The following is a 22579-nucleotide window of genomic DNA, read 5'->3' as shown; positions in this document are numbered from 1 at the left end:
CCACCTGGTCGACCGTCCGTCCGACCTGCTCAGACGCCCGGCTCGGCCGCCAACTGCCGCTCGGCGCGGGTCCGTTCGGCCACCGCGTCCTCGGTCATCGCGCGGTCGGTGTAGACCAGCGGGCGCTCGACGTCGGTGATGATGTGCTTGACCACCTGCACGTTGCCGTTGACGTCCCAGACCGCGATGCCGGGCGAGAGGGTCGGGATGATCTCCACCGCCCAGCGCGGCAGGCCCAGCACCCGGCCGGTGGCTCTGGCCTCGTCGGCCTTCTGCATGTAGATCGTGCGGGTGGAGGCCATCTTGAGGATCGCGGAGGCCTCCTTGGCCGCCGCGCCGTCCACCACGTCGGAGAGGTGGTGGACCACCGCCACGAAGGACAGGCCCAGCCGGCGGCCGAACTTCAGCAGCCGCTGGAAGAGTTGGGCCACGAAGGGGCTGTTGATGATGTGCCACGCCTCTTCGACCAGGAAGATCCGCTTGCGCCGGTCGGGCCGGATCCAGGTGTGCTCCAGCCAGACGCCGACGATCGCCATCAGGATCGGCATCGCGATGGAGTTGCGGTCGATGTGCGAGAGGTCGAAGACGATCAGCGGCGCGTCCAGGTCGATGCCGTCCGCGGTCGGGCCGTCGAACATGCCGCGCAGGTCACCGTCGACCAGCCGGTCCAGCACCAGGGCCACGTCCAGGCCCCAGGACTGCACCTCCTGCGGATCGACGCCGAGCGACTCCACCGAGGAGAGGTCCGGGCGGCGCAGGGTGTCGATGATGTCGCCCAGGATCGGCTGCCGGTCCGTCACGGTGGCCCGCACGTGGGCGTGCGCGGCCTTGAGCGCGAAGCCGGCCCGCTCCTCCAGCCCGCGGCCCATCGCCACCTCGATGATGGTGCGCAGCAGCGAGAGCTGGCCGGTGGTGGTGATCGCCGGGTCGAGCGGATTGAGCTTGACGCCGCCGTCGCGGGCCGCCATCGGGTCCAGCCGGATGGACTTTATGCCGAGCGCCTCGGCGATCAGGTTCCACTCGCCGACGCCGTCCTCGCCCTGCGCGTCCAGCACCACCACCTGCCGGTCGCGGAACCTCAACTGCCGCAGCACGTAGGTCTTCTCCAGCGCCGACTTGCCGTTGCCGGACTCCCCCAGCACCAGCCAGTGCGGCGCCGGCAGCTGCTGCCCGTAGAGCTGGAAGGGGTCGTAGACGTACCCCTTGCCGCTGTACACCTCGCGGCCGATGATCACCCCGGAGTCCCCCAGGCCCGGCGCGGCGGTCGGCAGGTAGACCGCCTGGGCCTGCCCGGTGGAGGTGCGCACGGGCAGCCGGGTGGTCTCCACCTTGCCGAACATCAGGCTGGTGAAGGCGTCGGTGAGATTGCCAAACGCCACGAGGGTCTCCGGGAGGGTCAGCGGCGGATGCCGGTGGCGAACGGGAGGGTGTTGACGAACGCCCGGTGGTGCTCGCGATCGCACCACTCCAGCTTGAGGTAACTCTTGCCGGCCGAGGCCCGGATGGTGCGCTTGTCGCGCGCCAGCGCCTCGGGACTGCGCGAGGAGACCGTGATGTAGCCGACCAGGTTCACCCCGGCGGCGCCGGAGGCCAGGTCGTCACCGCGCTGGTCGACCCGGCCGGTGTGCGCCAGGTCGCGCGGGTCCACCGTCCGGTTCATCTTGGCGGCCCGGCTGGCCTCGGCCTCGTCGTTGGTCTTCTCGGTGAGCATCCGCTCGATCGCCACGTCGGTGGGCTCCAGGTCCATCGTGACGGCCACCGTGCGGATCACGTCCGGAGTGTGCACCAGCAGCGGGGCCAGGAAGTTGACGCCCACCGGGGTGAGCGGCCACTCCTTGACCCAGGCCGTCGCGTGGCACCAGGGCTCGCGGGTCTGCGACTCACGGGTCTTGGCCTGCAGGAACTGCGGGTGCGTGGCGTCCAGTTCGGCCGGCCAGGCGTTGCGCTGGGACATCGCCTGGATGTGGTCGATGGGGTGGTCCGGGTCGTACATCGAGTGCAGCAGCGAGGAGAGCCGGGCCTGTCCCAGCGGCTGGCGCACCCGGATGTCCGCCTCGGCCAGCCGCGCGCAGATGTCGGTGAGCTCGCGCGCCATCACCGCCGCGAGGCCGTCGTCGTCACGGAGCTGCCGGTTGGCCGATCCGGTGTCGAAGGCGCTGCGGCCCATCGCGTGCGCCTCGGCGGCCAGGTCCCGGTTGTAGTGCATGCACGCCACCAGGTAGGCGCGGTGCTGCTCGGAGGAGGTGGAGACCATCGACTGCAGCTGGTCGTAGGAGTCCTTCAGCCAGTTCGGGGAGCGCTGGTCGCCGCGCCGCTCGACGTCCTTGGCGTGCGCGTCCGGGTCGGCCGGCAGGGTCCGGGCCAGGATCTGCAGCCGGGTCACGAAGCCGTCGCCGTTGGCGACGTGCTTGAGCAGCGTGCCGAACCGGTCGACCAGCGCCTCCTGGTCCTCCGAGTCGCGCAGGCCGACACCGGGCCCCTCGATCTCGATCGCCGCGGTGACCGTGCGGCGCTCCAGGTGCATCAGCACGCCGACCTCGTCCGGGCCGAACGGCGCGCTCAGCCAGCGCAGCCGTCCCACCCCCGGCGGCGGGCCGACCTCGATCTCCCGGCCGTCGAACCTGGTCCCGGCGTCCATCACGCCGGACTGCCACACCGCCCGGCCGTTGCGCAGGGTGCGCCGGTAGGTGCGGCTGATCTCGAGCCACTTGTAGAAGGTCCGGCGCCGGTAGGGCACGTAGACCGCGGCGATGGCCAGCAGCGGCAGACCCACCAGCCCGGCGATCCGCAGCGGCAGCACCGGCATCAGCAGGCCCCAGAGCATCCCGAGGAAGGCGCCGAAGATGATCAGGATGATCTCGCCGGACTCCCGGTTGCGCCCGATCGGCGCGTTGGGCCGGGCCTTGCCGATCAGGTAGGTGCGGCGCTGGTGGACGTACGGCTGGGCGTACTGCCCCCCGTACTGCCCGAGCGGTTCGCTGCTCATGCTGCGGTCATCCTCCCTTCGCTGGGTTCTGTGCTGGGGCCGGCGCGGGCGGCTTCGCCGCCGGCGGCGCCGGGCTGCGCGAGGCGTGCGCGGCGATGCCCGGCGCGACCGAACCGCCGCCCGCACCGCCACCACCGCCGCCCGCGCCCTCGCCGCCGTCCCGGCCGCCGTGCGTCGAGATGCCCTGCTTGACCAGGTTGGCCGGTCCGTTGATCATCGCCGAGCCCGCCGAGACGGCGCTGGCCCGGGCCTGGCGCAGGTGCAGCATCTCGTCCCCGAAGCCGGGCACGAAGCGGTAGATCGCGCTGCTGGCGAAGATCGACAGGAAGAGGATCGCGAGCCCGGAGAGCACCCGGGAGAAGTCGTCCGAGGCACCGGCGCCGGTCGCCACCGCCCCGGCCAGCCCGAGGATGATCACGATCACCGGCTTGGCCAGGTCGATGGCGGCCATCAACCCGGCCCAGCGCCGGACGTGCTTCCACAGCTGCTTGTCCACCAGGCCGGCGTAGACCGCGGTCCCCAGCAGCGCGCCGACGTACAGCATCGCGGCCCGGACCAGCAGTTCGACCCAGAGCAGGGCGGCGGCGAGCACCGCCACCAGCGAGACGAAGATCAGGATCAGCGGACCGCCGCCGAGGTTGCCGTGCTCCAGGGTGTCCGCGAACCCGCCGAGGTACGTCCCGGTGTCCGACTTGGTGCCGGCCGCGATCGTGGTGGTCAGCCCGTCGGTGGCGCTCACCAGGGTGTAGAGGATCAGCGGCGTGAAGGCGGAGGCGACCACGGTGAGCCACAGGAAGCCGATCGCCTCCGAGAAGGCCTGGGTCAGCGGGGCGCCACGCACCGCGCGCTTGGTCACCGCGAGCAGCCACAGCACCAGCGTGACCACGGTCGAGCCGGCGAAGACCACGGCGTACTGCTGCAGGAAGGCGGCGTTGGTGAAGTCCACCTGCGTGGTGCCGTCGATCGCCCCCGACAGCTGCCGCACCACCCACGCGGCGGCCTGCGCGCAGCCCTTCGCGAGCGAGGAGAGCGGGTCGGTGACGGAGTTGACGGTCGAGGAGCCGGGGAGGGTGCTGCCGTTGCCCTGAGCGCAGTAGACGTCGCTACCGGGCAGGGGAAGGACGTTGCAGTTGCCACCGCTGGGCGAGCCCGACGGGCTCGGACTCGCGCCCCCGCTGGGCGAGGCCCCCGGGCTCGGCGCGGCGAAGGCCCGCTGGGCGGCCAGCAGCGCGCCGAGCTGGACCGTGGCCAGCGCGCCCCCGAGGCGGCCGGCGCGGCGCAGGAAGGACCGTTCGCGGCCGTCAACGGGCATAGCGGAAGCCTCCGAACTGCTGGACGGCGCCGGTGATCTCCTGAGCGGTGGCGGCCTGTTGGTCGGCGGGGACAGGGGCGGGACCGGCCTGGCGGCTGACGTCGGTGAGCTTCCAGTCGCTGCCGGTCCAGTGCAGGCTGAGGGTGAGGGTGTACCAGTTCGCCGTGACGGGCTTGGTGGAGGACTCGCCCGCGAGTCCGCCCAGTCCCATGCACCACACCAGGGCCTTGGTGGTGTCGGCGGTGTAGCCGTCCGTGCGGGTCCCGATCGGGACCGCGCGGCTGACGAAGGTGAGCCCCTTGGGCGCCTGGGCCTGGGCGTCGAGGCCGTAGCCGGACAGCACGTCCGGGGTGATCGCCTGGTCGAGGCGGCTCTGCAGGTCGGCGCTGGCCCCCGGATCGGCGATCGCGGCGAGTATCGTGCGCCGCCCGTCCGCCTTGAGCATGTCCGTTCCCCCCAGGGCCACCGCGTAGTTGGCCGCCGCCGACTGGGCGCCCTGTTCGGTGTGCGGGTAGCCCACGCCCACCCCGTTGCTGGTGCCGGCGACCGGCTGGTCGCCGCTGGGCGCGGTGGGCGCGCTGCCGCCGGGCGGCAGCGGCGCGGCCGACCCGCGCGCGCCGGGGGTGCCGGAGCCGTCGGCGCCGGTCACGCTCTTGCCGCTGTTGGCGATCGAGATGGCGAGCACCAGCAGGGTGACCACCAGCAGGATGGTCAGCAGGGTGCGCAGTGGCCGCGGCTGACGGCCCGACGGTTGCAGGGAGGGCTGTTCGCCGACCGGCAGCCGCGTACGGGTGTGCGGCTGGTCGTCGGGCAACGGCACGGCGGCCCTCCTGGGACAGGGAGCCGGTGGATGGCTCCAGCGTTACGATCCGGGCTTGCGTCTCGGGTCCGCGTCGCGGGTCGGCGTCGCAGCTGTCGCGGGCCGGCGCGGTGACGGGAGAGCGAGGCGACGGCGACGCGGGTCGATGGGTCCGGGACACCCCGGCGGCGGCCGCCCCAGGAGGTTCCGGGCCGACTGTCTGATCGTCAGATGGCCATGCCGTAGACAATGGTGAACAGAGTGCCCAGCGATCCGATGATGAACACGCCGGTCAGGCCGGCGATGATCAGCCCCTTGCCCTGTTCGGCGCTGAAGGTGTCGCGCATCGCCGTGGCGCCGATCCGCTGCTTCGCCGCCCCCCAGACCGCGATCGCCAGGCAGGCCAGGATGGCCACCGCCATCACGACCTCGACCATGATCCTGGCCTCCGACCCCAGCGTGGAGAATGGACCCCAATCCGGGGCAATCCCACCGATAATGGTGTCGATGTTGCCCTTCTTGGGCGGGTCGTCGGCCAGGTAACCCGTCGCGAATCCGCGTACGGTGCTGCCCACACTGCTCACTGAGTCACTCACGTGCATTTCCTGTCTCACCGCCCGATCAGGCAATTCAAGGCCCATCACCCACGACGGGCGAAGAGCTGGGACCCATTCTTGGCCAGATCTGATGTCGACTTGGCTACTTCTCGAGGATTGGTCGCGAGGCATGGGACACGTACGCCAGGATGTCCACCGTACGAAGGATAGCGCTCACTCTTTGTATCTCCGATGATTGCGCTGAGCAACGCCTTGCAGCAGACTGGTGAGGGTGTCGGCCGATCGACCTGGCGCGTGCGGGGGGCATATGCGTACCGGTGTCGCGCCGGAGGCTCTGCCCTTGGGGCGCAAGCACTCTGACACTGCATCGGGATGGTGCTGATGGTACTCCGGAAAGGGCCCCGAGCGGCTGCCGCAGCGGGAGCTGTTGCATTCGGCTTCCTGGGTCTGATCGGCGCCGGCACGTACGCGGCCAGCGGCGTCGGGCAGACCGGCGGCTCGAGCCTCGCGCTGGCCCCGGGCACCGTCCCCGCCGCCTATCAGGGACTGATCCAGCAGTGGGGCACGCGCTGCGCGCAGATCTCCCCCCCCATGCTGGCGGCCCAGCTGTACCAGGAGAGCGGTTTCGACCCGACGGCCCGCAGTGCCGCCGGTGCCTACGGCATCGCCCAGTTCCTGGAGAGCACCTGGGCCACCTACGGGGTGGACGGCAACGGCGACGGCCGCAAGGACATCTGGGACCCGGCCGACGCGATCCCCGCGGCCGCGACCTACGACTGCGCGCTGGCCCAGGACACCGCGAACGTGCCCGGCGACCCGCAGGCCAACCTGCTGGCCGCCTACAACGCCGGCCCGTACGCGGTGATCAGCGCCCACGGCGTGCCCGCCTACCAGGAGACCCAGGGCTACGTCCGCTCGATCAAGGCGCTGGAGCAGAGCTTCAGCGCCCCGGTCAGCACGGTGGCGGTCTCCCCGCAGGCCTCCGGCGCCATCTACTTCGCGCAGACCAAGCTCGGCACCCCGTACCTCTGGGGCGGTGAGGGCCTGCCCTCGCAGGAGGGCCGGTTCGACTGCTCCGGACTGACCCAGGCCGCCTACGCCTCGGTCGGCATCACCCTGCCCCGGGTGGCCAACGACCAGTGGTACGCCGGGCCGCACCCCTCGCGCGACCAGCTGCGCCCGGGCGACCTGGTCTTCTTCGCCACCGACCTCGGCGACCCGCGCAGCATCCACCACGTGGGCATCTACGTCGGCGGCGGGTACATGATCAACGCGCCGCACACCAACGCGGTGATCCGCTACGACACCATCGACCAGCGGGACTACATCGGCGCCACCCGGGTCACCCAGGACGGCGCCGCCGCGCTGCCCGCGCGCTCCGTGACCGGGACCATCACCGGCGGCTCCGTCCCCACCCCCCAGCCCACCGCGCAGTCCGCCGCGCCCGCCTCCGCCCCGCCGGCCTCACCCGCCTCGCTCACCTCACCCGCCTCACCCTCCTCGCCCGTCAGCGGCGCCGGCTCCGGCGCACCGCTGACGCTGCAACAGGCGGACCTGCGCTCACCGACCCGCAGGCCCTGAGGTCCGACTGACGACGTGGCAGATATGTGCACACTGCGTCAAGTTTCCATAACAGTCGGTCTGCGTGGAACGCTGTGGCCGTTCCAGGTCGTTCTGCGTCACGCAGAGATCCGATCATGAAGCAGACCACCGAGCTGATCAGGCGGCAGACCCCAGGAGGTACGGCGTGTCGACGCTGTTGGCCGACACCACCAATCCGGACCTCGGACTCCTCCTGACCGTCAACGGCTGGGCCAGATCCGCGCCGGTGTGGCTGGACTCCCTGGTCTCCTGGGTGGGCGAGTACGGCATCCTGATCGGCCTGCTCGCCCTGTGCACGGCCGGCTGGCTGCAGGCCCGCCGCAGACCGGACGCCCCGGTCGCGGTGGCCGGCGTGCTCTGGGCCCCGCTCGCGGTGGCCCTGGCCGAGCTGGCCAACATCCCGATCGCCGCGATCGTCGACCGCCCGCGCCCGTTCGTCGACCATCCCGGTCTGGACGTGCTGATCGGCGGCAAGGCCGGCACCCACTCGTTCGTCAGCGACCACTCGACGATGAGCATGGGCATCGCCGTCGCCCTGTTCCTGGTCAACCGCAGGCTGGGCGCGATCGCCGGCGGGCTGGCCCTGCTGCAGGGATTCTGCCGGATGTTCATGGGCCTGCACTACCCGACCGACGTGCTGGGCGGCTACGCGCTGGCGACCGCGGTGGTCCTGCTGCTCGCCCCGATCGCGATGGCCGTGCTGGTCCCGCTCTGCCACGCGGTGGCCCGGACCGCGGCCGCCCCGCTGATCACCGCGGGCCCGGCCGGCAGTCCGCGCGGCGGCCGGCGACGGCGCGGCGGCTCCGCCCCGGCCGACCGGGACGCCCGGCACGACGGCGGCGGGCACCACCCGGGCGCCGACTCGGACCTCGCGGCCTGATCCACCGGCCCCGCACCACGCTGAACCCCCGTCACCCCCGGCTACACCGCCGCCGGCCGCTGCGGGCCCGGACCGCCCTGCTCGGCGAGGTGCTGCGCGCCGTCGCGCCGGGCCCGGTCGCGGGCCCGGCGGGCCGGGGCGAACCAGCCGCAGCTGCAGACCGCCGAGACGAACGACCCCCGCTCGCTGATCTCCACCCGGTGCCCGCCCCCGGAGCCCACCTCCGATCCCCGTTCCGCTCCGCTCGCGGATCTGCTCGCCCCGACGATCCAGAGGGTCCCGCCCATCCCAGGGATCCCGGCGCTCGCCCCGGCGCCTGGCGCCACGCGGGGTACAGGTGTGAATTCGGCAGGGGGGTCGGGCCGGCCCGACAGCTCCGTATGCACGTCGTTCACGGTAACGCGCCGCACCCCCGGCGCGCGAAGGCCTCCGCACGCCGGGTGCCGAGTAACCCGCGCAGCCCGGGCTCGTTCTGGCAGTGACGGCTCCGCCCATCCAGGGGCGGTGTCCTGCCGGGCACCCGCCCGAGGGGGTTGAGATCACCATGACGACGTCACGGCGTCACAGCGCGCGGTTCCTCGGCTCGGCGGCGGCCATGCTGCTCGCCGCCACCACCCTGGCCGCCTGCTCGGGCGGCTCCAGCGGTTCCACCGACGCGGGCAGCGCCACCGGCGCCGGCCAGAGCCCGCTCGCCGACAAGCTGGCCGACGACCCGCTGACGGCGGTGCGCAACGCCGCGGATCTCACCGGTCGCACCGGGTCCGTCCAGGCCGCCACCGAGCTGACCACCGCGTCCGGCGACAAGAAGGCCTCCTTCACCGGCTCCGGCGGCTACGACTACGCCAAGCGGATCGGCCGCCTCGAGGTGGCCGTCCCACCCGGCGCCGCCACCACCGGCAAGGTGGTCGAGGTGGTCCTGCCGGGCACCGTGTACCTGCAGAACAGCGGCGCCAAGGTGCCGGAGGGCAAGTGGGTCAAGCTGGACGTGCGCCAGCTCGCCGACGGCAACCTGATCAGCAACGGCGCCACCGACCCGGCCACCGCCGCCGCCGCGCTGCGCGGTGCCCAGCGGGCGACCGCGGTCGGCGACGAGACGGTGGACGGCGTGCCGCTCAAGCACCTCAAGGGCACCCTCGACCTGGCCAAGGCCGCCGACGCCACCGGCGGGCAGGGCGGGTACGGCCTGCGGATGGCGGCCGGCACCTTCACCGTCAAGGAGGTCCCCTTCGAGGCGTGGCTGGACTCCCAGGGCCGGCTGCACAAGGTGACCGAGGTCTTCACCTTCGCCGGGGTGGCCGGCTCCAAGGACCCCAAGGACCAGGTGACGGTCACCTCCTCGCTGACGCTGAGCGGCTTCGGCAAGCCGGTCGACGCCACCGAGCCGGCCGCGGCGGACGTGGTCGAGATGAAGGACTCCGGCTCCCCGAAGTGACGGTCAATCAGACATGGACATGACGGATTGTCCGGGCGCGGGCACCGATCCCCCCGCCCACCCCACCGGACACCCCACCGCGCCGCCCGGCGCAGCCACCCGTTTCGGTGCCAGGAATGACCCGTCCGTGCCATGGGGCCCGGGCCCGGTACTGCCTAGGCTGGAGACGGGTGGCTGCCGCCCCGGTGTGCGGGCGCTGAAGGGGTGGTGCTGGGTGTCGTCCTCCGCGGATCGAACGGTCGGCCACGAGAACGCGGCCCTCGACGAGATCGACCTGACCGGCGAGCTGATGATCGCCGCGACGGCCAGCAGCGCCGAGCGACTGCCCACCGCCCGGATCGACGAGGTGCTGCTCCTGCAGACCCCGCCCGGCGGGCCCGCCGGCGAGCAGGGGGCCGCCGGGGAACGGGCCGACGAAGGCCCCACCGGCTCGGGGCCGGTCAGCTCCGCAGCAGCCGGCTGATCGCGGTCATCGCCTCCGCGACCTTCTCGTCCATCGCCGCGCCGCCCTCCTCGACGGCCGCCGCCACGCAGTGCTTGATGTGCTCCTCCAGCAGCGAGAGGGCGAAGGCCTGCAGGGCCTTGGTGCCGGCCGAGACCTGGGTGAGGATGTCGATGCAGTAGACGTCCTCCTCCACCATCCTCTGCAGGCCGCGGACCTGACCCTCGATCCGCCGGAGCCGCTTGAGGTGGTCCGCCTTGTGCGAGCTGTAGCCGTGCGGGCCGTGCCCCCCGTGCCCGCCGCCGACCACCACGCCGGCCCCGTCACGCCCTTCGTGCCCCTCGGCCCCCTCGTGCCCGCCCGCGTCCTCGGCGCCGACGCCGACGCCGTCCGCCCTGCTCCCCGTGGTCCCCGTGCTCATCGGCTGCCCCGTCCTCGCGCTGGCCCGGCCGCTGCCCGCCGGTGACCTCCAGTGTCCCGCACCGGGCCCGCCCGCGGGGTTCCCCCGTCCGGGCGGTGCGGGCTGATCACGGCAGTCGGAGCAGGAGCATTCCGGCCGAGCTTCCGTCAGACTGGGCTCCGCGCCCGTACGCCGCGGTACGGCTGCCGATCGAATCCGGTCGGCCCGTGGCTGGAAGGGGAGCATCCGGTTCCCTGACGCGCACCCCGTTTGCACAATCCTGACGCAGAACACCTAGCATCGTTCAGTCCGCACCCCGCACATCGGAGATCCCGTGCGTTTTAGCCTGACCCCGAAGGAGACGAGCTTCTACGACATGTTCGCCGCGGCCGCGGAGAACCTGGTCGTCGGATCGAAGCTCCTGCTGGAACTGCTGGGCTCAGACGTGTCAGCCCGCGCGGAGATCGTCGAGCGCATGCGCGCCGCCGAACACGCGGGCGACGACACCACCCATGCGGTCTTCCACCAGCTCAACTCCTCGTTCATCACGCCCTTCGACCGCGAGGACATCTACAGCCTGGCCTCCTCGCTGGACGACATCATGGACTTCATGGAGGAGGCCGTCGACCTGGTCGTCCTCTACGACATCCAGACCCTGCCGGCGGGTGTCGAGCAGCAGATCGAGGTGCTCGCCCGGGCTGCCGAGCTGACCGCCGCCGCGATGCCGAACCTGCGCAGCATGTCGGGCCTCAACGAGTACTGGATCGAGATCAACCGGCTGGAGAACCAGGCGGACCAGATCCACCGCAAGCTCCTGGCCCACCTGTTCAGCGGCCAGTACGAGGCGATCGAGGTGCTGAAGCTCAAGCAGGTGGTCGACGTCCTCGAGGAGGCGGCCGACGCCTTCGAGCACGTCGCCAACACGGTGGAGACCATCGCCGTCAAGGAGTCCTGACCAGCGTGGACATGGCAGCACTCGTCGCCGTCCTCGGCGTGGCCTTCTTCTTCACCTACACCAACGGCTTCCACGACTCGGCGAACGCCATCGCCACCTCCGTCTCGACCCGGGCGCTGACGCCCAAGGCCGCGCTGGCGATGGCCGCGGTGATGAACCTGGCGGGCGCCTTCCTGGGCAGCGGGGTGGCGCAGACCGTCTCCAAGGGGCTGATCGACACCCCCAGCGGCAGCCAGGGCATGGCGATCCTCTTCGGCGCCCTGATCGGCGCGATCGCCTGGAACCTGCTCACCTGGTACTACGGCCTGCCGTCCTCCTCCTCGCACGCGCTCTTCGGCGGCCTGGTCGGCGCGGCGCTGGCCGGCGGCACCGGGGTGATCTGGAGCGGGGTCGTCGACAAGGTCATCATCCCGATGTTCCTCTCGCCGATCGTCGGCCTGGTGGCCGGCTACCTGGTGATGCTGGCCATCCTCTGGCTCTTCCGGCGGGCCAACCCGCACCGCGCCAAGCGCAACTTCCGGGTCGCGCAGACCGCCTCGGCGGCCGCGATGGCGCTGGCGCACGGCTTGCAGGACGCCCAGAAGACCATGGGCATCGTGGTGATGGCGCTGACCATCTCCGGTCACCAGACCGGCAGCGGCATCCCGATCTGGGTGAAGGTCTCCTGCGCCACCATGCTGTCGCTGGGCACCTACGCGGGCGGCTGGCGGATCATGCGGACCCTGGGCCGCAAGATCATCGAGCTGGACCCGCCGCAGGGCTTCGCCTCCGAGTCGACCGCGGCGACGATCATGTACATCACCTCGTACGTCTTCAAGGCCCCGATCTCCACCACCCACGTGATCACCTCGGCGATCATGGGCGTCGGCGCCACCCGCCGGGTGCGCGCGGTGCGCTGGGGCGTGGCCAAGAACATCGTGCTCGGCTGGTTCATCACCATGCCGGCCGCCGCCCTGGTGGCCGCGGCCGCCTACTGGCTCACCGACCTGGTCTTCCTCTGAGGGGCCGGATCCGTGGAAACGGAAGAGGGCCCGCCCCCGCGTCCCGGGGGCGGGCCCTCCTTCATGCTCCGCGGCGGCACCGCCATGCAGCGCCGTGGAGCAGCCTGGTGGTCCCATCGCCCGCGCCGGGCCCCTGCGGGCCGGGTGCGGCGGACGGGACGGGCGGTCCGACCGGCCTCGGTGGCCGGCCGGACCCGGACCGGTCCTAGCCGAACCGGCCGGAGATGTAGTCCTCGGTCGCCTGCACCGACGGGTTGGAGAAGATCCGCTGGGTGTCGTCCAGCTCGATCAGCTTGCCCGGCTGGCCGACACCGGCCAGGTTGAAGAACGCGGTGCGGTCGCTGACGCGGGCCGCCTGCTGCATGTTGTGGGTCACGATGACGATCGTGAACCGCTCCTTGAGCTCGCCGATCAGGTCCTCGATGGCGAGCGTGGAGATCGGGTCCAGGGCCGAGCAGGGCTCGTCCATGAGCAGCACCTGCGGCTCGACCGCGATCGCGCGGGCGATGCAGAGCCGCTGCTGCTGACCGCCGGACAGGCCCGCTCCCGGCTTGTTCAGCCGGTCCTTGACCTCCTTCCAGAGGTTGGCGCCCTTGAGCGAGCTCTCCACCACGCCGTCCAGGACCGACTTCTTCTTCACGCCCGCGAGCTTCAGTCCGGCCACGACGTTCTCGTAGATGGACATGGTCGGGAACGGGTTCGGCCGCTGGAAGACCATGCCGACGGTGCGGCGGACCGCGACCGGGTCGACGTTGGTCGCGTAGAGGTTCTCGTCGTCGAGCAGCACCTTGCCCTCGACCCGGGCGCCGGGGATCACCTCGTGCATCCGGTTGAGGGTGCGCAGGAAGGTGGACTTGCCGCAGCCGGAGGGGCCGATGAAGGCCGTCACCGAGCGGGGCTCGACCGTCATCGAGATGTCCTCGATGGCCTTGGTTCCCCCGTAGAAAGCCGACAGTCCGCTGACGTCGATGCGCTTAGCCATGATCTTTCGTCTTCTCTCGTCTGTTCGTACGTCAGTCGTCGGTCAGTGGCCGGACTTGGGCGAGCGCCACCGGGCGATGCCACGGGCGATGAGGTTGAGACCCATCACGAAGGCGATCAGCACGAGCGCGGCACCCCAGGCGCGGGCGTAGCCGTACTGGTTGTTGACCTGCGCGTACTGCTGCCAGATGTAGACGGGCAGGTTCATCTGCGGCCCGACGAACGGGTTCGGGTTGATGGAGTCCGAGACGAACACCAGCATCATCACCGGGGCGGTCTCACCCGTGATCCGGGCGACCGCGAGCATCACGCCGGTGGTGATGCCACCGATCGCGGTGGGGATGACGATCCGCAGAATGGTCTTCCAGCGGGGCACGCCGAGCGCGTACGAGGCCTCGCGCAGCTCGTTCGGGACGAGCTTGAGCATCTCCTCGGTGGAGCGCACGACCACCGGCATCATCAGGATGGCCAGCGCGAGGCTGCCCGAGAAGCCGGAGTAGGCGAACCCGAGAGCCAGGTTCCAGACGGAGAGGATGAACAGACCGGCGACGATGGACGGGATGCCCGTCATCACGTCGACGAAGAAGGTGACCACCTGCGCGAGCCGGCCGCGGCCGTACTCGACCAGGTAGACGGCGGTGAGCAGACCGATCGGCGCGGCGATCGCGGTGGCGATGCCGACCTGCTGCAGGGTGCCGAGCAGCGCGTGGTAGATGCCGCCGCCGGGGCCTGCGGAGAGCACGCCCTTCATGGAGTGCTGCAGGAAGTCGCCGTTCACCACGCCGGCGCCCTGCTGGATCGTGTAGATCAACAGCGAGGCGAGCGGGACGACGGCCAGGATGAACGCCACCCAGACCATCGAGGTGGCCAGGCGGTCCTTGGCCTGCCGGCGGCCCTCGACGCGGGCCGAGACGGCGTAGCTGATCACCACGAAGAGCAGCGCGGAGATCAGGCCCCACTGCAGGTGGCTGGCCAGGCCGAAGCCGGCGCCGATCGCGCAGCCGAGCGCGATGGCGATCACCGCGATGCCGGCCGGGGCCCAGCTGGGCAGGCTGGCGGCGGTCAGCCGCTGGTTGAGCTGGGGAACCGGCGTGCGGTCCGCCACTGAGGTCGCGGTCGTCATGCGTTGGCCCCCGAGTACTCCTTGCGGCGGGCGATGATGATTCGCGCCGCGCCGTTGACCAGCAGAGTGATGACGAACAGCACCAGGCCGGAGGCCATCAGCGCATCCCGGCCGACGGTGCCGGTCTCACCGAACTTGAGCGCGATGTTCTGCGCGAAGGTGCCGCCGCCGGCGTCCAGGACGTGCAGCGAGAGCACGTTGCTGGCGGAGAGCACGGTGGCCACCGCGATGGTCTCGCCGAGCGCGCGGCCCAGACCCAGCATCGAGGCGGAGATGATGCCCGGGCGCCCGAAGGGGATCACCGCGGTGCGGATCATCTCCCAGCGGGTCGCGCCGAGCGCGAGCGCGGCCTCCTCGTGCATCCGCGGCACCTGGCGGAACACCTCGCGGCTGACCGCGGTGATGATCGGCAGGATCATGATGGCCAGCAGGATGCCGACGGTGAACAGGCTGCGGGCCGGCGAGCCGTGGTGGCTGATCCTGAAGACGTAGGTCCAGCCGAGGTACTGGTCGAGCCAGCTGTTCAGCCCGGCCAGGTGCGGCACCAGGAAGAGCGCGCCCCACAGGCCGTAGACGATGCTCGGCACGGCCGCCAGCAGGTCCACCAGGTAGGCGAACGGCTGGGCGATCCTGCGCGGCGCGTAGTGCGAGATGAACAGCGCGATGCCGATCGCCACCGGCACCGCGATCAGCATGGCGATGCCCGCGCTGACGATGGTGCCGAAGGCCAGCACGGCGATGCCGAAGCTGGGCTTCAGGATGTTGTCGGGGTCCCACTCGAAGGTGGTGAGGAAGTTCGTCTGGTCCTTGCTGATGGCGATCCCGCTGCGGTAGAGCAGGAAGCCGGCGATCGCGCCCATGATGATCAGCAGCAGGATCCCGGAGCCCGCGGAGGCCCCGAAGAACAGGCTGTCGCCGAGGCGGCTGTTGCCCTGGAGAGAAGAGCCGCGCCTGGACGCCGGCGTCTGGTCCCTGGAGGAGTCAGGGGGTGATGAGGTCATGAGGTTCTGTCTCCGGTCTGGTGATGCAGCCCCGGGGAGGGCGGCACCATGGCGGCGGTGCCCCGGACGAGTCGGTGGTGGTGCGGTGGAGAAAAAGCCGGTAGGCGATCCCGTCCCCCCTAGGCGGGACCGCCTACCTTCAAGCGGTTACTGCGGCCGACACTCAGGCGAGGGTCGGGATGAGCGCCTGGACCTTGCTGGCGACGGTCTTCGGGAGCGGGACGTAGCCCTTGTCACCGATGGCCGCCTGGCCGGCGTCGCTGATGGTGTAGGTCAGGAAGGACTTCAGGGTGTCGAGCGTCTCGGCCTTGTTGCCCTTGTCGCAGGCGATCTCGTACGTGACCAGGACGATCGGGTAGGCACCCTCGGTCTTGGTGGCGTAGTCCAGGTTCAGCGCCAGGTCGTTGCCGGTGCCGACGACCTGGGCGGTGCCGATCGTGGTGGCGGCGTTGGCGGCGGTGGCGTCCACCGGCTTGCTGGCGCCGGTCGCGATCGAGGCGCTGTCCAGGTTGTTGCTCTGGGCGTAGGAGAGCTCGGCGTAACCGATCGAGTTCTTCACGGACTTGACCTGGGCGGAGACGCCCGCGCTCTGCGCGGCGGACTGGCCGCCCTTGCCGGCCCAGGTCTTGGCGGCCGGGTAGCTCCAGGCGCCGCCCGAGGTCTTCGCCAGGTAGGCGGTGAGGTTCTGGGTGGTGCCCGAGTCGTCCGAGCGGTGGAAGGCCTGGATGTCGGCGGCCGGCAGCGTGGCGCCCGGGTTCAGGGCGACGATGGCCGGGTCGTTCCACTTGGTGATCTGCGAGTCGAAGATCTTCGCGATGGTCGGGCCGTCGAGCACCAGGTGCTTCACGCCGTCCACGTTGAAGATGATCGAGACCAGGCCGCCGACCATCGGCAGGTCGACACCCTGACCACCGGGGCAGACCGCCTTGGAGGCGTCGACCTCGGCCGGCTTCAGCGCGGCGTCGGAGCCGGCGAAGGTGACCTTGCCCTGGTTGAACTGCTGGACACCGGCGCCGGAGCCGACACCGTTGTAGTTCAGGGTGCTGCCCGAGCAGGCGGCGCCGAACGTGGTCTTCCACACGTCGATGGCGGTGCCCTGCGCGGTCGAGCCGGCGCCCAGCATCGGGGCCTGCTTGGCGGCGCACGCGATGGCGGCGGGGGCGGCGGCGGGGGCCGAGCCGGAGGCGGTGCTGGAGGAGCTGGTGCTGTTGTTGTCCGAGCCGCAGGCCGAGAGCGACAGCGTGCTGACGAGCGCCACGGCACCGATCGCGAGGGCCTTGGTGCGGCCGTTCCGCTGGAGCTTCACAGGGTTGTCCCTTTCTTAGGCACGGTCCGCACGCACGCCCGGGCACTGGAGTGTCTTTCGGGCAGGAATGGACCCTGCTGTGGTCCGGGGCCTCTCTGGCCCTCCGGTACGACCGAAGTTAAGCCGGGCAGGTGACGCATCAGCCGGTCGCAAATGAACGGAGAGTGAACCTCGAACGGACGCAGGGAAACATGGGCCGGTAGTCACGGTTGCATCACGGCAAGGGATCGGCCAAGACACGGACAACGGCGCCGCTCCGGCGGGGAACGGGACTACACCACCCCGGTGTCCGCCAGGTGCACGAGCAGGGCGTCGATCAGCGAACGGTCGCGGGCGTGGGTGAGCTTGGCCCTGGCCTTCTCCGGCTTGAGCCACTTCAGCCGGTCCACCTCACGGTTCGCCCGGAACTCCCCGCGCACCGGCACCGCCGCCCAGTACCGGACCTCCTTGGGACGCCCCTGGGCCAGGTAGTGCTGGGTCGGCAGCGGCACCCCCAGCCGGCAGCGCATCCCGGTCTCCTCCTCGACCTCGCGCAGCGCCGCCTCCCAGGCCGCCTCGCCCGGCTCCAACTTCCCCTTGGGCAGGCTCCAGTCGTCGTACTTCGGCCGGTGGATCAGCGCGATCCGCGGGCGGCGCATCCCGCTGCCGTCACGGCGCGGCCCGCCCGGCACCCAGAGCACCGCCCCGGCCGCCAGCACCGTGCCCGGCTGCGCGGCCCGCTGCCCCGGGGACGGCCGGTGGCCGGCCCCGGACGTGGCGGTGCCGCGGCCCGGACCGGACCACAGCCCCTGCTTCTTGGCCTCCCGCAGCTTCTTGCGCCCCAGCCGCTCCGCCCGCTCCCCCGTGTCGACGCCCGAGGGCGCCCCGGCGCCGGAGGGGCTGGCGGCCGCCATCCGGGCTGCGGGGTGCTGCGGATCGTGCTCCGGGGTCAGGCGCTCGCCCATTCGTGCCATCCGTGGTGCGGGAGGTTCGGCCACAGGTGGCCGAAGGCGTACCTCGCCGCCTCGACCTCCAGTCGCTGATCAGCATGCACCACCCCGAGCACGTAGGCGGTCGCCGGGGTGATCCGCGGGGTGCGAGCCGCCGTCGCCACCGTCACGGCGGCGTCCGCGGCCTCCTGGTGACGGTCCAGCACCGTGTCCAGCGCCTGCAGCTCGCCGCCGGGACGCCCGCAGACCTCCAGCGCGTAACGAGCCCGCTTGACCAGGATCCGGGTCCGCTGCCAGGGCGCGTCGTCGGTGGCCAGCACGCTGTCGGCGTCCCCACCGGAGGCACCCGCCCCGACGGGCCGGCCCTGCGCGGGCACCGAACCGCCCGGCGTGCCACCCGCCCGGCCCGGCCCGCCCGCCAGCCGGTGCAGCGCGTCCCCCTGGTAGGCCGACGCGGCCCGCTGCAACGGCAGCAGCTGCACGGTCGCCGCCAGCTCCGCGAACGCCCCGGCGCCCTGCGGCGGCAGCACCTCGCCGGCCCGCGCGGTGGCGGAGTCGAGCAGCGGCGCCTCACCGACCAGCAGCGTCATCCGGTCGGCCAGCGCGTGCAGCCGCGCCGACCGCAGTTCCTGCAGCACCGTGCTGTGCGCCCGGGTCCGGGCCAGCGTGAGCTGGCGGTCCAGCAGGGCCCGGGCCTTCGGTGCGCCCTGGTGCCCGGCCAGCATCCCGGGACCACCGCCCTCACTGGCCGCCCCGGTGGCGCTCAGCGAGTCCAGCGCGGCCAGCAGCCGCGCCGAACGCCGCAGGTAGGCCGGCTCCTGCGCGAGCAGGTTGAGCAGCCAGCGCAGCTCGGCGCGCGCCTCACGCGCCCAGGACGGCTCGAAGAGCGGACCGAAGGTGTGCAGCGCGCCGCCGATCCGGCGCACCGCCCGCAGCAGTTCACCGGTGCCGGCGGCACCGGTGGGCGAGTTCAGCGAGGGCACGGCACCGGGCCTGGCCCCCGCCTCCCCCACCGCCTGGGGCAGCGCGCGCAGGAAGTTGCCCGCCTGCGCGGTCAGGTATCCGGAGAGAACCTCCCCGGCGGTCGCGGTGGACGCCGGGGCCGTCGCGGGCCCCGGCGCCGTCGAGGGCGCCGCGGCCGTCATGGGCGCGTCAGTCATGTCTTGGGTACTCCCCGTTCCCCCAGGGCAGGCGACGAATGGTTCAGAGGGTGCTGGAGGGACTCCGGCGGCGCTGGCGCGAGTCGATGAGCAGCTCCTGGATGTCCCGGAGCCGGTGGCCCTCGCCGTCCTGGCTCCGTCTGGACCACGCCCCGTCCGGGCCCAGGTGCCACGAGGCGGTGTCATCCGCCATGCCGAGTTCGAAGAGCCGGACCAGCTCGGCCCGGTGGGCCGGGTCGGCCACCCTGACCAGGGCCTCGATCCGTCGATCCAGGTTACGGTGCATCATATCCGCGCTGCCGAACCAGACTTCGGGATCCCCGGCGTTGCCGAAGACGAAGATCCGGGAGTGCTCCAGGAACCGGCCCAGGATGCTGCGCACCCGGATGTTCTCACTCAGACCGGCCACCCCGGGGCGGATTGCGCAGATCCCGCGCACCCAGACGTCGACCGGCACCCCGGCCTGCGAGGCCCGGTAGAGCGCGTCGATCACCGTCTCGTCGACGATCGAGTTGAGCTTCATCTTCACCGACGCCGGCTGGCCCGCCCGGTGGTGCGCGATCTCGTTGTGGATCCGCGCCACCAGCCCGTCCCGCAGCCCGCGCGGCGCGGTCAGCAGCCGGCGGTAGGACTCCCGGCGCGAGTAGCCGGAGAGCCGGTTGAAGAGGTCGGACAGGTCCGCGCCGACCTGCGGGTCCGCGGTCAGCAGGCCCAGGTCCTCGTACAGCCGCGCGGTCTTGGGGTGGTAGTTGCCGGTGCCCACGTGCGCGTAGCGGCGCAGCGTCTCGCCCTCCTGGCGCACCACCAGGGAGAGCTTGCAGTGCGTCTTCAGCCCGACCAGGCCGTAGACCACGTGGCAGCCCGCCTCCTCCAGCTTGCGGGCCCACTTGATGTTGGCCTGCTCGTCGAAGCGCGCCTTGATCTCGACCAGCACCAGCACCTGCTTGCCGGACTCCGCCGCGTCGATCAGCGCGTCCACGATCGGCGAGTCGCCGGAGGTCCGGTACAGCGTCTGCTTGATCGCCAGCACCTGCGGGTCGGCCGCCGCCTGCTCCAGGAACGCCAGCACCGAGGTCGAGAAGCTGTCGTACGGGTGGTGCAGCAGCACGTCGCGCTCGCGCATGGCGGCGAAGATGTCCGGCTGCGAGGCGGACTCCACGTCGATCAGCCCGCGCGCCGTACCGGCCACGAACTTGGGGTACTGCAGGTCGGGGCGGTCCAGCGCGACGATGCCGAACAGACCGGTCAGGTCCAGCGGCCCCGGCAGCGGGAAGACCTCAGCCTCGGTGATGTTCAGCTCCCGGATCAGCAGGTCCAGGATGTACGGGTCGATCGACTCCTCGACCTCCAGGCGCACCGGCGGGCCGAAGCGCCGGCGCATCAGCTCCTTCTCCAGCGCCTTGAGGATGTTCTCGGTGTCGTCCTCCTCCACCTCGAGGTCCTCGTTGCGGGTCACCCGGAAGGCGTGGTGCGCCAGCACCTCCATGCCCGGGAAGAGCTCCTCCAGGTGCGCCCCCATCACGTCCTCCAGCGGGACGTACCGCTGCGGGGAGGCCTCCAGGAAGCGCGGCAGCGACTGCGGAACCTTCACCCTGGCGAAGTGCTTGTGCCCGGAGACCGGGTTGCGCACCACGACGGCCAGGTTGAGGCTCAGGCCCGATATGTACGGGAAGGGGTGCGCCGGGTCCACCGCCAGCGGGGTGAGCACGGGGAAGATCTTCTGCCGGAAGAGGGTGTGCAGGCGGGCCTGCTCCTTGTCCGTGAGCTCGGCCCAGCGGACCAGCTCGATGCCCTCGGCCGCCAGGTCGGGCAGCACGTCCTGCTGGAAGGCCGCCGCGTGGCGGGCCATCAGCTCGCGCGAACGGGTCCAGATCTGGTCCAGCACCTCGCGCGGCTGCAGGCCCGAGGCGCTGCGCTGGGCCACCCCGGTGGCGATCCGGCGCTTCAGCCCGGCCACCCGCACCATGAAGAACTCGTCCAGGTTGCTGGCGAAGATGGCCAGGAACTTGGTCCGCTCCAGCAGCGGGATCTGCGGGTCCTCGGCCAGCTCCAGCACCCGCTCGTTGAACGCCAGCCAGCTGCGCTCCCGGTCCAGGAACCGCCCCTGCGGCAGCTCCTCGGCCGCCTCGGCGCCGTCGGCGTCGGAGAACTGGTCGAGGGCCAGACCCAGCGCGTTGACCAGCCGGGACGGGGTGGTGACGGCCGCGGGCTCGGGCATGGGGACGACTCCTGGTGCTTCGGGCGCTCCGGACGGGACCGGGCGGGGGATGCTCATGGGTTCCAGCTCCTCCAGCGGCATGACGCCCGACTGCTCCGTCGAACCCGAGAGCCGTGCCGCACTCACCGACCGCTGCGGGTTCGGCTCGTCGCCGGGCCCGGTCGATATCCGACCGGGCCCGGCCGCGTGGCCGGAGCTGCGGGAGCGAGACACTACGGACGTCATCCTGTGATCTTCGCGGCGGCAATTGAATCCACGGTAAACACCGCATGGCCAGGAGGAAAGCTGAGGCGGTCGGCCCCGCGGCCGTTCGGGCGGTACCGACCACCCCGACGGCGCCTGGCCTACTTCGGGGACGGAACGCGGTACATCAGGTCCACCTCGTGGACGGTGAACCCCAATCGTTCATATACCCGCACCGCGGCCGTGTTCCCCTCGTCGACGTAGAGAAGAACCCCGCCCAGGCCACGGTCGCCCGGGCCCGAGCCCGTGAGGTGGCGCAGGCCCGCGGCGGTCAGCGCCCGGCCCAGGCCGCTGCCCTGCTCCTGCGGGTCGACGCCGACCACGTAGACCTCGCCCAGCGCGGGGCCGGCGACACCGGCGGGGTGCACCTTGGTCCAGTGGAAGCCGACCAGCCGCTCCCCGCGGAAGGCCAGGAAGAAGCCGGCCGGGTCGAACCAGGGCTCGGCCATGCGGTCGGCCAGGTCCTGAGCCGTCCAGGACCCCTGCTCGGGGTGGTGGGAGAAGGCCAGCGCGTTCAGCCGCAGCCAGGCCTCGTCGTCCACTCCGGGCCGGAAGGTGCGCAGGGTGACGCCGGCGGGCAGCGGGGTGGACTCGAGGGGCACGGTGAACGGGCCGCCGCGGCGCATCTGGCGCAGTTCGCGGACCAGCTCGGCGCCGTAGCGCGCCGCGAGGTGGCGGGCGGCCGGGTGGTCGCCGTGCGCCCAGATGTCGAGCGGCGCCGCGGCCTCGGTCAGCAGAGCGTCCAGCAGGTGCCGGCCCAGGCCCTCACCGCGGCGGCTGGGCTCGACCACGAGCTCGGCGGTGGGCCCGCTGCTGCCGCTGCGGCCCTCCAACTGCGCGTATCCGACCACCTGCGGGCTCGGCCGGTCGGGGGCCGGAGAAGCCGCGGGGGTCAGTTGCACCAGATGGGTGACAGCGGGCCGGGGCTGCCCGGCCGAACGAAGCCGGATCCGCCCCTGCTCGGAGACCGCCTCCCGACCGTCCTCGGCCAGCGCGGCGGCCAGGACCTTCAGCGCGCCGTCGCGCTCCTCGTCCGACAGCACCGGGCCGGCCACGACGACACTCTCCGGGCCGCTCGTCCCCGCCCCGGGCGCGGCACCCGTCGGGTCAGGCGTCCTGGCATAGCTGCGGCTCTGTTCGGGGCTCGCCCCCGTCGTAGCGTCCATGGCCAGACCATACGTCAGCGAAAGGTCCCGAAACGCGAAGAAGCCCCCACCGAATAAACGGTGGGGGCTTCTCCTGAATGATTGTT

General features: G+C 71.7%; 21 protein-coding genes. 6 read left to right on the top strand and 15 right to left on the bottom strand.

Annotated elements, in window-relative coordinates; translation table 11 throughout:
- Nucleotides 1-29: 29 nt before the first annotated feature.
- From ABD323_RS09105 to ABD323_RS09085, 5 genes are all read right to left on the bottom strand, one after another.
- Complete coding sequence (locus ABD323_RS09105) at nucleotides 30-1340, bottom strand: ATP-binding protein (RefSeq protein WP_344440775.1); 1311 nt, start codon at nucleotides 1338-1340, stop codon at nucleotides 30-32.
- A gap of 56 nt (nucleotides 1341-1396) precedes the next feature.
- Entirely contained in the window at nucleotides 1397-2986 is a 1590-nt protein-coding gene (locus ABD323_RS09100; protein ID WP_344440736.1) for an SCO6880 family protein, read from the bottom strand.
- Nucleotides 2987-2993: 7 nt separating this feature from the next.
- Nucleotides 2994-4298 carry a hypothetical protein gene (locus tag ABD323_RS09095; protein ID WP_344440735.1) on the bottom strand — a complete coding sequence of 435 codons (1305 nt, stop codon included), beginning with the start codon at nucleotides 4296-4298 and terminating at the stop codon, nucleotides 2994-2996.
- Nucleotides 4288-5118 carry a hypothetical protein gene (locus ABD323_RS09090; RefSeq protein ID WP_344440734.1) on the bottom strand — a complete coding sequence of 277 codons (831 nt, stop codon included), beginning with the start codon at nucleotides 5116-5118 and terminating at the stop codon, nucleotides 4288-4290. Before ABD323_RS09090 ends, ABD323_RS09095 begins: the two co-directional genes overlap by 11 nt.
- A gap of 206 nt (nucleotides 5119-5324) precedes the next feature.
- Nucleotides 5325-5636, bottom strand: coding sequence for a hypothetical protein (locus ABD323_RS09085; RefSeq protein ID WP_425555924.1), 312 nt, complete (start codon nucleotides 5634-5636; stop codon nucleotides 5325-5327).
- A gap of 399 nt (nucleotides 5637-6035) precedes the next feature.
- On the opposite strand from ABD323_RS09085, the gene ABD323_RS09080 reads away from it, so the two are divergent.
- Complete coding sequence (locus tag ABD323_RS09080; RefSeq protein WP_344440774.1) at nucleotides 6036-7235, top strand: C40 family peptidase; 1200 nt, start codon at nucleotides 6036-6038, stop codon at nucleotides 7233-7235.
- 166 nt (nucleotides 7236-7401) lie between these two features.
- Entirely contained in the window at nucleotides 7402-8136 is a 735-nt protein-coding gene (locus tag ABD323_RS09075) for a phosphatase PAP2 family protein (protein WP_344440732.1), read from the top strand.
- A 41-nt stretch (nucleotides 8137-8177) separates the two neighbouring features.
- Here the strand turns inward: ABD323_RS09075 and ABD323_RS09070 are convergent, their stop codons facing one another.
- Entirely contained in the window at nucleotides 8178-8357 is a 180-nt protein-coding gene (locus ABD323_RS09070) for a hypothetical protein (RefSeq protein WP_344440731.1), read from the bottom strand.
- 323 nt (nucleotides 8358-8680) lie between these two features.
- On the opposite strand from ABD323_RS09070, the gene ABD323_RS09065 reads away from it, so the two are divergent.
- Together ABD323_RS09065 and ABD323_RS09060 are read left to right on the top strand one after the other, a co-directional pair.
- A complete protein-coding gene (locus tag ABD323_RS09065) occupies nucleotides 8681-9568 on the top strand; it encodes an SCO4651 family lipoprotein (RefSeq protein ID WP_344440730.1) in 888 nt (295 codons plus the stop codon).
- Nucleotides 9569-9782: 214 nt separating this feature from the next.
- Nucleotides 9783-10031 carry a hypothetical protein gene (locus ABD323_RS09060; protein ID WP_344440729.1) on the top strand — a complete coding sequence of 83 codons (249 nt, stop codon included), beginning with the start codon at nucleotides 9783-9785 and terminating at the stop codon, nucleotides 10029-10031.
- Here ABD323_RS09060 and ABD323_RS09055 read toward each other — a convergent pair.
- Nucleotides 10009-10431: a metal-sensitive transcriptional regulator gene (locus ABD323_RS09055; protein ID WP_344440728.1), complete on the bottom strand. Its 423-nt coding sequence runs from the start codon at nucleotides 10429-10431 to the stop codon at nucleotides 10009-10011. The two genes, ABD323_RS09060 and ABD323_RS09055, sit on opposite strands and share 23 nt — an antisense overlap.
- A 313-nt stretch (nucleotides 10432-10744) precedes the next feature.
- On the opposite strand from ABD323_RS09055, the gene ABD323_RS09050 reads away from it, so the two are divergent.
- Both ABD323_RS09050 and ABD323_RS09045 read left to right on the top strand, forming a co-directional pair.
- Nucleotides 10745-11365, top strand: coding sequence for a DUF47 domain-containing protein (locus ABD323_RS09050; RefSeq protein ID WP_344440727.1), 621 nt, complete (start codon nucleotides 10745-10747; stop codon nucleotides 11363-11365).
- A gap of 5 nt (nucleotides 11366-11370) precedes the next feature.
- Complete coding sequence (locus ABD323_RS09045; protein WP_344440726.1) at nucleotides 11371-12366, top strand: inorganic phosphate transporter; 996 nt, start codon at nucleotides 11371-11373, stop codon at nucleotides 12364-12366.
- A gap of 205 nt (nucleotides 12367-12571) precedes the next feature.
- On the opposite strand, the gene pstB is transcribed toward ABD323_RS09045, so the two are convergent.
- The 8 genes from pstB to mshD form a co-directional block, all read right to left on the bottom strand.
- Nucleotides 12572-13348, bottom strand: a complete 777-nt coding sequence (gene pstB, locus ABD323_RS09040; protein ID WP_344440725.1) for a phosphate ABC transporter ATP-binding protein PstB — start codon at nucleotides 13346-13348, stop codon at nucleotides 12572-12574.
- 42 nt (nucleotides 13349-13390) lie between these two features.
- Nucleotides 13391-14470 (bottom strand): phosphate ABC transporter permease PstA, encoded by a 1080-nt coding sequence (gene pstA / locus ABD323_RS09035; protein WP_344440724.1) that lies wholly within the window; start codon nucleotides 14468-14470, stop codon nucleotides 13391-13393.
- Nucleotides 14467-15471, bottom strand: a complete 1005-nt coding sequence (pstC, locus tag ABD323_RS09030) for a phosphate ABC transporter permease subunit PstC (protein WP_344440723.1) — start codon at nucleotides 15469-15471, stop codon at nucleotides 14467-14469. Before pstC ends, pstA begins: the two co-directional genes overlap by 4 nt.
- A 163-nt stretch (nucleotides 15472-15634) precedes the next feature.
- Entirely contained in the window at nucleotides 15635-16777 is a 1143-nt protein-coding gene (pstS, locus tag ABD323_RS09025) for a phosphate ABC transporter substrate-binding protein PstS (protein WP_344440722.1), read from the bottom strand.
- 272 nt (nucleotides 16778-17049) lie between these two features.
- A complete protein-coding gene (locus tag ABD323_RS45950) occupies nucleotides 17050-17721 on the bottom strand; it encodes an NUDIX hydrolase (protein WP_425555921.1) in 672 nt (223 codons plus the stop codon).
- A complete protein-coding gene (locus ABD323_RS09015) occupies nucleotides 17706-18866 on the bottom strand; it encodes a CHAD domain-containing protein (protein ID WP_344440721.1) in 1161 nt (386 codons plus the stop codon). Before ABD323_RS09015 ends, ABD323_RS45950 begins: the two co-directional genes overlap by 16 nt.
- Nucleotides 18867-18909: 43 nt before the next feature.
- Nucleotides 18910-21165 carry an RNA degradosome polyphosphate kinase gene (locus tag ABD323_RS09010; RefSeq protein WP_425555923.1) on the bottom strand — a complete coding sequence of 752 codons (2256 nt, stop codon included), beginning with the start codon at nucleotides 21163-21165 and terminating at the stop codon, nucleotides 18910-18912.
- A gap of 263 nt (nucleotides 21166-21428) precedes the next feature.
- A complete protein-coding gene (gene mshD, locus ABD323_RS09005; protein WP_344440719.1) occupies nucleotides 21429-22493 on the bottom strand; it encodes a mycothiol synthase in 1065 nt (354 codons plus the stop codon).
- Nucleotides 22494-22579: the final 86 nt, after the last annotated feature.

It is taken from the genome of Kitasatospora nipponensis (genome assembly GCF_039528135.1).
GTDB classification, from domain to species: domain Bacteria; phylum Actinomycetota; class Actinomycetes; order Streptomycetales; family Streptomycetaceae; genus Kitasatospora; species Kitasatospora nipponensis.
This window is presented reverse-complemented; position numbering and strand designations above follow the sequence as displayed.

Coding starts and splice junctions, on each gene's coding strand:
- ABD323_RS09055 (WP_344440728.1), bottom strand. CDS start 10,431: ATGAGCACGGGGACCACGGGGAGCAGGGCGGACGGCGTCGGCGTCGGC.
- ABD323_RS09015 (WP_344440721.1), bottom strand. CDS start 18,866: ATGACTGACGCGCCCATGACGGCCGCGGCGCCCTCGACGGCGCCGGGG.
- mshD (WP_344440719.1), bottom strand. CDS start 22,493: ATGGACGCTACGACGGGGGCGAGCCCCGAACAGAGCCGCAGCTATGCC.
- ABD323_RS09105 (WP_344440775.1), bottom strand. CDS start 1,340: ATGTTCGGCAAGGTGGAGACCACCCGGCTGCCCGTGCGCACCTCCACC.
- ABD323_RS09080 (WP_344440774.1), top strand. CDS start 6,036: ATGGTACTCCGGAAAGGGCCCCGAGCGGCTGCCGCAGCGGGAGCTGTT.
- ABD323_RS09010 (WP_425555923.1), bottom strand. CDS start 21,165: ATGCCGCTGGAGGAGCTGGAACCCATGAGCATCCCCCGCCCGGTCCCG.
- ABD323_RS09095 (WP_344440735.1), bottom strand. CDS start 4,298: ATGCCCGTTGACGGCCGCGAACGGTCCTTCCTGCGCCGCGCCGGCCGC.
- pstA (WP_344440724.1), bottom strand. CDS start 14,470: ATGACGACCGCGACCTCAGTGGCGGACCGCACGCCGGTTCCCCAGCTC.
- ABD323_RS09065 (WP_344440730.1), top strand. CDS start 8,681: ATGACGACGTCACGGCGTCACAGCGCGCGGTTCCTCGGCTCGGCGGCG.
- pstC (WP_344440723.1), bottom strand. CDS start 15,471: ATGACCTCATCACCCCCTGACTCCTCCAGGGACCAGACGCCGGCGTCC.
- ABD323_RS45950 (WP_425555921.1), bottom strand. CDS start 17,721: ATGGGCGAGCGCCTGACCCCGGAGCACGATCCGCAGCACCCCGCAGCC.
- pstB (WP_344440725.1), bottom strand. CDS start 13,348: ATGGCTAAGCGCATCGACGTCAGCGGACTGTCGGCTTTCTACGGGGGA.
- ABD323_RS09100 (WP_344440736.1), bottom strand. CDS start 2,986: ATGAGCAGCGAACCGCTCGGGCAGTACGGGGGGCAGTACGCCCAGCCG.